The following is a 462-nucleotide window of genomic DNA, read 5'->3' on the forward strand; positions in this document are numbered from 1 at the left end:
CTCCTTGTATGAGTCCACTTTTACCTCCGCGATCGTGCATCCGGCTCGCAACGCTTCGTCTCGATCCGACGCGACCTTGCCCTTATCAAAACCATGGGTAGCGAGCTTATCGGCGCCGACATATCGGGCATACGCAATAAGCGCGTCAGGTGAGAGAGGCTGGTTGATGAGTTCGAGCTCCAGACGCGACAGAAAATCCCGAAGATGCTGGTCGCCAATCTCATTGGAAAAAAGGACGTGGGCATTAAGACGGCCCTCCATGGGAGCCGACAGGCGCAGCTCTATGCCGGGGAACACCGTTTTCTCGAGTGCTGTCGCACCATGCTGGGTTTGTCGGGATTTTAATGCGAACCAGCCGTCGAATGACCAGTAATCCATGAGACCAAACGCGATTGGCGCGGCTTCGTTCAACGCTCGAACCATCTCATCGACGAGCTGGTTGTTTCTATCCGCGTCGGACCC

General features: G+C 55.8%; 1 pseudogene. It reads right to left on the minus strand.

The features are described from left to right. Positions 1-462: pseudogene (locus CWO89_RS45175) on the minus strand (TrlF family AAA-like ATPase); the annotation flags it as partial.

The sequence above is a fragment of the Bradyrhizobium sp. Leo170 genome, from assembly GCF_004296405.1.
In the GTDB taxonomy this organism is placed as follows: domain Bacteria; phylum Pseudomonadota; class Alphaproteobacteria; order Rhizobiales; family Xanthobacteraceae; genus Bradyrhizobium.